General features: G+C 44.7%; 1 protein-coding gene, 20 tRNA genes and 2 rRNA genes. All 23 read left to right on the top strand.

Annotation, left to right across the window (positions count from 1 at the left end; all coding sequences use genetic code 11):
* Positions 1–200 precede the first annotated feature (200 nt).
* Positions 201–3,128: ribosomal RNA gene (locus tag O7776_RS15195) — 23S ribosomal RNA — on the top strand.
* Between the two features lie 61 nt (positions 3,129–3,189).
* Positions 3,190–3,305 (top strand): 5S ribosomal RNA (gene rrf / locus O7776_RS15190).
* A 9-nt stretch (positions 3,306–3,314) separates the two neighbouring features.
* Positions 3,315–3,390 (top strand) — tRNA-Val (locus tag O7776_RS15185).
* 10 nt (positions 3,391–3,400) lie between these two features.
* Positions 3,401–3,476, top strand: a tRNA-Thr gene (locus O7776_RS15180).
* A 7-nt stretch (positions 3,477–3,483) separates the two neighbouring features.
* A tRNA-Lys gene (locus O7776_RS15175) sits at positions 3,484–3,559 on the top strand.
* 13 nt (positions 3,560–3,572) lie between these two features.
* Positions 3,573–3,656 (top strand) — tRNA-Leu (locus tag O7776_RS15170).
* Between the two features lie 43 nt (positions 3,657–3,699).
* Positions 3,700–3,774: transfer RNA gene (locus tag O7776_RS15165), tRNA-Gly, on the top strand.
* 6 nt (positions 3,775–3,780) lie between these two features.
* Positions 3,781–3,869: transfer RNA gene (locus O7776_RS15160), tRNA-Leu, on the top strand.
* 21 nt (positions 3,870–3,890) lie between these two features.
* A tRNA-Arg gene (locus O7776_RS15155) sits at positions 3,891–3,967 on the top strand.
* A gap of 5 nt (positions 3,968–3,972) precedes the next feature.
* A tRNA-Pro gene (locus tag O7776_RS15150) sits at positions 3,973–4,049 on the top strand.
* A 7-nt stretch (positions 4,050–4,056) separates the two neighbouring features.
* Positions 4,057–4,132, top strand: a tRNA-Ala gene (locus tag O7776_RS15145).
* Between the two features lie 26 nt (positions 4,133–4,158).
* Positions 4,159–4,232 (top strand) — tRNA-Met (locus tag O7776_RS15140).
* A 6-nt stretch (positions 4,233–4,238) separates the two neighbouring features.
* Positions 4,239–4,315: transfer RNA gene (locus tag O7776_RS15135), tRNA-Ile, on the top strand.
* A gap of 19 nt (positions 4,316–4,334) precedes the next feature.
* Positions 4,335–4,427 (top strand) — tRNA-Ser (locus O7776_RS15130).
* Positions 4,428–4,457: 30 nt separating this feature from the next.
* A tRNA-Met gene (locus O7776_RS15125) sits at positions 4,458–4,532 on the top strand.
* Between the two features lie 3 nt (positions 4,533–4,535).
* Positions 4,536–4,611 (top strand) — tRNA-Asp (locus tag O7776_RS15120).
* Between the two features lie 8 nt (positions 4,612–4,619).
* A tRNA-Phe gene (locus O7776_RS15115) sits at positions 4,620–4,695 on the top strand.
* A gap of 3 nt (positions 4,696–4,698) precedes the next feature.
* Positions 4,699–4,772, top strand: a tRNA-Gly gene (locus O7776_RS15110).
* Between the two features lie 10 nt (positions 4,773–4,782).
* Positions 4,783–4,859 (top strand) — tRNA-Ile (locus tag O7776_RS15105).
* A 10-nt stretch (positions 4,860–4,869) separates the two neighbouring features.
* Positions 4,870–4,945: transfer RNA gene (locus O7776_RS15100), tRNA-Asn, on the top strand.
* An 11-nt stretch (positions 4,946–4,956) separates the two neighbouring features.
* Positions 4,957–5,047, top strand: a tRNA-Ser gene (locus O7776_RS15095).
* Position 5,048: 1 nt separating this feature from the next.
* Positions 5,049–5,120: transfer RNA gene (locus tag O7776_RS15090), tRNA-Glu, on the top strand.
* Positions 5,121–6,114: 994 nt separating this feature from the next.
* Entirely contained in the window at positions 6,115–7,095 is a 981-nt protein-coding gene (locus tag O7776_RS15085; protein WP_274307813.1) for an MBL fold metallo-hydrolase, read from the top strand.
* Positions 7,096–7,437: the final 342 nt, after the last annotated feature.

The raw sequence follows: 7,437 nt of genomic DNA, 5'->3' as shown, positions 1-7,437 counted from the left end.
TGCTCCTGCCGCTAGCGCTTTTGTCGCAAGATTGCATGAAGCAAATTCAGTGAAGCTTAGTCACGATGTGATTGAAGTTCGCTGTCTTGTTCTTTGAAAACTGGATAAAACGACATTGATAAGTAATAAACAAACATAGATCAAGTAATTGATCGTGCAATATCCTTAAAATCTTACTTTTTTAAGTAAGTTTAACTTTTGGTTAAGTTAATAAGGGCGCACGGTGGATGCCTTGGCACTAGGAGTCGATGAAGGACGGCACTAACACCGATATGCCTCGGGGAGCTGTAAGTAAGCTTTGATCCGGGGATTTCCGAATGGGGGAACCCACTATCTTTAATCGGATAGTATCTACACGTGAATACATAGCGTGATGAGGACAGACGCAGGGAACTGAAACATCTAAGTACCTGCAGGAACAGAAAGAAAATTCGATTCCCTGAGTAGCGGCGAGCGAAACGGGAAGAGCCCAAACCAAAGAGCTTGCTCTTTGGGGTTGTAGGACACTCTATACGGAGTTACAAAAGAATGATTTAGGCGAAGCGACTTGGAAAGGTCCGCAAGAGAAGGTAAAAGCCCTGTAGCCAAAAAATCATTCTCTCCAGAGTGGATCCTGAGTACGGCGGAACACGTGAAATTCCGTCGGAATCCGGGAGGACCATCTCCCAAGGCTAAATACTACCTAGTGACCGATAGTGAACCAGTACCGTGAGGGAAAGGTGAAAAGCACCCCGGAAGGGGAGTGAAATAGAACCTGAAACCGTGTGCCTACAAGTAGTTAGAGCCCGTTAATGGGTGATAGCGTGCCTTTTGTAGAATGAACCGGCGAGTTACGATTACGTGCGAGGTTAAGTTGAGAAGACGGAGCCGCAGCGAAAGCGAGTCTGAATAGGGCGAATTAGTACGTGGTCGTAGACCCGAAACCAGGTGATCTACCCATGTCCAGGATGAAGGTGAGGTAACACTTACTGGAGGTCCGAACCCACGCACGTTGAAAAGTGCGGGGATGAGGTGTGGGTAGCGGAGAAATTCCAATCGAACTTGGAGATAGCTGGTTCTCTCCGAAATAGCTTTAGGGCTAGCCTCGTGATTGAGAATACCGGAGGTAGAGCACTGTTTGGACTAGGGGGCATCTCGCTTTACCGAATTCAGACAAACTCCGAATGCCGGATATTTATACACGGGAGTCAGACTGCGAGTGATAAGATCCGTAGTCAAAAGGGAAACAGCCCAGACCACCAGCTAAGGTCCCAAAGTAATCGTTAAGTGGAAAAGGATGTGGCGTTGCTTAGACAACCAGGATGTTGGCTTAGAAGCAGCCATCATTTAAAGAGTGCGTAATAGCTCACTGGTCGAGTGACGCTGCGCCGAAAATGTATCGGGGCTAAACGATTCACCGAAGCTGTGGATGCATACCATTGGTATGCGTGGTAGGAGAGCGTTCTAAGGGCGTTGAAGTCAGACCGGAAGGACTGGTGGAGCGCTTAGAAGTGAGAATGCCGGTATGAGTAGCGAAACATGGGTGAGAATCCCATGCACCGTATGACTAAGGTTTCCTGAGGAAGGCTCGTCCGCTCAGGGTTAGTCGGGACCTAAGCCGAGGCCGATAGGCGTAGGCGATGGATAACAGGTTGATATTCCTGTACTACCTCCCCACCGTTTGAGAAATGGGGGGACGCAGTAGGGTAGGGTAAGCAGAGCGTTGGTTGTCTCTGTTCAAGCAGTAAGGTGTGTGCGTAGGCAAATCCGCGTACTTTAACATTGAGCTGTGATGACGACTCCGTATGGAGGAAGTTCCTGATCTCACACTGCCAAGAAAAGCCTCTATCGAGGTGGGAGGTACCCGTACCGCAAACCGACACAGGTAGTCGAGGAGAGAATCCTAAGGTGTGCGAGAGAACTCTCGTTAAGGAACTCGGCAAAATGACCCCGTAACTTCGGGAGAAGGGGTGCTCTGGTAGGGTGTATAGCCCGAGAGAGCCGCAGTGAATAGGCCCAGGCGACTGTTTAGCAAAAACACAGGTCTCTGCAAAACCGTAAGGTGACGTATAGGGGCTGACGCCTGCCCGGTGCTGGAAGGTTAAGAGGAGTGGTTAGCGCAAGCGAAGCTGCGAATTGAAGCCCCAGTAAACGGCGGCCGTAACTATAACGGTCCTAAGGTAGCGAAATTCCTTGTCGGGTAAGTTCCGACCCGCACGAAAGGCGTAACGATCTGGGCACTGTCTCAACGAGAGACTCGGTGAAATTATAGTACCTGTGAAGATGCAGGTTACCCGCGACAGGACGGAAAGACCCCGTGGAGCTTTACTGTAGCTTGATATTGAATTTTGGTACAACTTGTACAGGATAGGTAGGAGCCAGAGATCTCGGAGCGCCAGCTTCGAAGGAGGCGTCGGTGGGATACTACCCTGGTTGTATTGAACTTCTAACCCATGCCCCTTAGCGGGGTAGGAGACAGTGTCAGGCGGACAGTTTGACTGGGGCGGTCGCCTCCTAAAAGGTAACGGAGGCGCCCAAAGGTTCCCTCAGAATGGTTGGAAATCATTCGTAGAGTGTAAAGGCATAAGGGAGCTTGACTGCGAGACCTACAAGTCGAGCAGGGTCGAAAGACGGGCTTAGTGATCCGGTGGTTCCGCATGGAAGGGCCATCGCTCAACGGATAAAAGCTACCCCGGGGATAACAGGCTTATCTCCCCCAAGAGTCCACATCGACGGGGAGGTTTGGCACCTCGATGTCGGCTCATCGCATCCTGGGGCTGTAGTCGGTCCCAAGGGTTGGGCTGTTCGCCCATTAAAGCGGTACGCGAGCTGGGTTCAGAACGTCGTGAGACAGTTCGGTCCCTATCCGTCGTGGGCGTAGGAAATTTGAGAGGAGCTGTCCTTAGTACGAGAGGACCGGGATGGACACACCGCTGGTGTACCAGTTGTCTTGCCAAAGGCATCGCTGGGTAGCTATGTGTGGACGGGATAAGTGCTGAAAGCATCTAAGCATGAAGCCCCCTCAAGATGAGATTTCCCATTACTCAAGTAAGTAAGACCCCTGAAAGACGATCAGGTAGATAGGTTCGAGGTGGAAGTGTGGCGACACATGTAGCTGACGAATACTAATCGGTCGAGGACTTAACCACATGTTTACGAAAATCAATGAACCGTTTATCCAGTTTTGAAAGAATAATTCTTTCAAATTAATCTAGTGATGATGGCAAAGAGGTCACACCTGTTCCCATACCGAACACAGAAGTTAAGCTCTTTAGCGCCGATGGTAGTTGGGGGTTTCCCCCTGTGAGAGTAGGACGTCGCTAGGTTATTACCCAGGAGGATTAGCTCAGCTGGGAGAGCACCTGCCTTACAAGCAGGGGGTCGGCGGTTCGAGCCCGTCATCCTCCACCATTTCTAAAATGCCGGTGTAGCTCAGTTGGTAGAGCAACTGACTTGTAATCAGTAGGTCGAGGGTTCGACTCCTTTCGCCGGCACCATTTTAGAGAGCCATTAGCTCAGTCGGTAGAGCATCTGACTTTTAATCAGAGGGTCGAAGGTTCGAGTCCTTCATGGCTCACCAGTAATTTGCTTTAGCGGGTGTGGCGGAATTGGCAGACGCACTAGACTTAGGATCTAGCGCCGCAAGGCGTGGGGGTTCGACTCCTTCACCCGCACCATTTAATTTCATAACTGTCAGATAAAAAATATCTTAAGCATTTTGCGGAAGTAGTTCAGTGGTAGAACACCACCTTGCCAAGGTGGGGGTCGCGAGTTCGAACCTCGTCTTCCGCTCCAAAAAATGCCGGGGTGGCGGAACTGGCAGACGCACAGGACTTAAAATCCTGCGGTGAGTGATCACCGTGCCGGTTCGATTCCGGCCCTCGGCACCATTTTATTTTAATATGTATAGCGCGCCCGTAGCTCAATTGGATAGAGCGTTTGACTACGGATCAAAAGGTTATGGGTTCGACTCCTGTCGGGCGCGCCAGATTACGGAATGTAGCTCAGCTTGGTAGAGCACTTGGTTTGGGACCAAGGGGTCGTAGGTTCGAATCCTGTCATTCCGACCATTATAATGGGGCCTTAGCTCAGCTGGGAGAGCGCCTGCCTTGCACGCAGGAGGTCAGCGGTTCGATCCCGCTAGGCTCCACCATAAAAGACAACCAAAATAAAGATCCTGGCTACCTAGCTCAGCTGGCTAGAGCATTCGGTTCATACCCGAAAGGTCGTGGGTTCGACTCCCTCGGTAGCCATCTTAAGGACCTTTAGCTCAGTTGGTTAGAGCAGACGGCTCATAACCGTCCGGTCACAGGTTCGAGTCCTGTAAGGTCCACCAGTAATCACATATTTAACTCGGAGGTATACCCAAGTCTGGCTGAAGGGATCGGTCTTGAAAACCGACAGGCGGGTAACACCGCGCGGGGGTTCGAATCCCTCTACCTCCTCCATTTTAATTGAATAATTGAGTTTTTTATTATCGCGGGGTGGAGCAGTGGTAGCTCGTCGGGCTCATAACCCGAAGGTCACAGGTTCAAGTCCTGTCCCCGCAACCAAATGGTCCCGTGGTGTAGCGGTTAACATGCCTGCCTGTCACGCAGGAGATCGCCGGTTCGATCCCGGTCGGGACCGCCATTTTTTATGGGTTTGTAGCTCAGTTGGTAGAGCATTAGATTGAAGCTCTAAGTGTCGGCGGTTCGATTCCGTCCAAACCCACCATATGCGGGTGTAGTTTAGTGGTAAAACCTCAGCCTTCCAAGCTGATGTTGTCGGTTCGATTCCGATCACCCGCTCCAGTTTTTAAGAGGGCCTATAGCTCAGCTGGTTAGAGCGCACGCCTGATAAGCGTGAGGTCGATGGTTCGAGTCCATTTAGGCCCACCATATAAAACGTTCCGAAGTAGCTCAGTTGGTAGAGCATCCGGCTGTTAACCGGCAGGTCGCAGGTTCGAGTCCTGCCTTCGGAGCCATATTTATTTAAGGGGAATTACTCAAGAGGCTGAAGAGGCGCCCCTGCTAAGGGTGTAGGTCGGGTAACCGGCGCGAGGGTTCAAATCCCTCATTCTCCGCCACGGCCCGTTGGTCAAGTGGTTAAGACACCGCCCTTTCACGGCGGTAACACGGGTTCGAATCCCGTACGGGTCATACATAAGTAAAACAAGAAAACGCTAAGCATATTTTCCTTGCTTAGCGTTTTTTTGTAATCAATATTAATTGATTATTAGTTTCTCCATATTGAAATGCTCTAGTCGAGTTATTTACTTAAAAGTCTTTCTTATAAGCTGTGTAATTATTTAAGACGTGGTACCATTTATTATTTTGTTAAAGTAATGATGAATTGATTTATAATATTCATTGGATTAAGGGCTACGTCTGTTAAAGTACCGGCAAAAATAATTTGTTAACCAATTGATTGGTTAAATTGCTCAAAGTCAGGTTACTTTATAACATTATTTTTTGAATTATGTATATAGCTTTCCAGAGCGTCAGTTTAAGCATATAAGCTTTTTTTAATATACCATTCACCTTTGACTTGCTGTAATGTCCTTGAATGCCTTATTTTCGATATAGTATGTAGGATCTGCTATTGTTTTTCAGGCTGCTTCATAACTTTTTTCTTGAGGAAATAAAGAAATTCTGGCTTTTCTAAAACCAATGAAATCATATGTAGTAGCGAGTTAGCCATATTGGAGTGCTTTTTATAGTGCTTTTTGTTCTTCATTACGCAGTAAAATGATTTTCTCACATATAGAGTAATTTAAGTCCAATAATTCGTAAGGAAAACGTGCTACACCGAAAGTAAGCCAATAGCTATGAGATAGTTCATGGATAAGAACAGCATGCCTGGCGTTAAATTGATCCGTTTTAGCTACTGTAATATAGTAATTTTCATTGTAGTTTGGGTAGTTAAATAATATGGCTTCCAGCCCGTTATATTTAATATAAGCAACAGGTGTAAAATTTGGTCAGAATTTATGTAAGAGTTGAGTTGATACAAATGGCTGAATTATTGATGTAAACGCGGCCATAAAAGTATCCCTTCAAAGATATTTTGAAATGATATATTTTTGTTCAATAATCAAATAGTATTCGAGAAATTATAATAGATTTAATTTGATGAAATAGAGGAGGCATAAAGGTGAGTGCAGTTTTTGAATATAATACTAAAAAAGTATATCCAATTATTTATCCAGTTAAATACGGACAAATGAATAATATTAACTGTTACCTATTTGAACACCAAAATAAGCTAACATTAATTGATGCAGGAATTGATTCAGCCGAATATGAAGTGTTTTTTGATGAACAGCTTGCTGCATATGATTTAAACATAATGGATATTGATCAAATCATTTTGACTCACCACCATATTGATCATATTGGTATGGTCAATAAAATTATTGGAAAAAAGCAAATTCCGGTATTCGCACATCCACTTGCATTAGAGAGGCTAGCATTGACAACAACTTATCAGCAGACTAAAATTCAATTTTTTGAAGAGCTATATGAACACTATGGTTGTACACATGTTATGGCGTCCCGTATAGAGAAAATGAAGCAAACACTAAATGATGCTGGTGGATTGCGTATAAAGTCTGTGATTGAGCCAATTCAAGCAAATGATTATGTTGGAGAATTAAAAGTTTTGGAAACGCCAGGGCATTCATTGGACTCAATAACTTTATATGATGAAGAATCAGGCTGGTTGTTTACGGGAGATTTAATTATCGAAAAGGGGTCGACAAATGCATTAATTGACTTTGATTCAAGGAAATTATTGCTTCCAACAGTATTACAGCATCGTCAATCAATTGAGCAATGTCAGAAATTATTAATTTCAACGGTATTTGCTGGTCATGAAAAGATATTTACTAATTTTTCTGAGGTAGCCCAATTAAATATCGCGAAGATTGATTACAAAGTGCAGCGAATTGCAAAACAGATTGAACAAGGCAATGAGTCAGTCTTAAAACTGGCGAATGCTCTTTATGGTAATTTAATGCATACGATGCCTACGCTTATTTTTTCGGAAGTAATTGGCTATGTTAATTATGCTGAAATTTTAGGGATTGTGGAAAGAGTACAACGAAACGGGCAAATAACATTTCGTTGTGTTTGAATTTGGGTTAATGTAAAAATATAGATTCTTATGGTAAGAATCTATATCTACTAGTTGAGCCAACAGTATTTTTCGAATTTTTACATATAATTAAATAACGAAGAGCATAAATTTTTTTATAAAAATGAAAAACAACTGTTGAAAAAAATGGATAATCATATTAGAATTTCGATATACTAAGAAATCGTTTTCATTGGTTAACAAGGTCATTTGATGGGGATTTTTGAAAAAAATATATTTTTTAAAAAAGTTTTCAAAAAATCATTGCATTTTCTTATGAATACTGATATTATAAATCTTGTCCTTAAGAGAAAGGTCACTTACGAAATGTAACAATATTAC

The organism is Solibacillus daqui (assembly GCF_028747805.1).
Classification (GTDB): domain Bacteria; phylum Bacillota; class Bacilli; order Bacillales_A; family Planococcaceae; genus Solibacillus; species Solibacillus daqui.
This window is presented reverse-complemented; position numbering and strand designations above follow the sequence as displayed.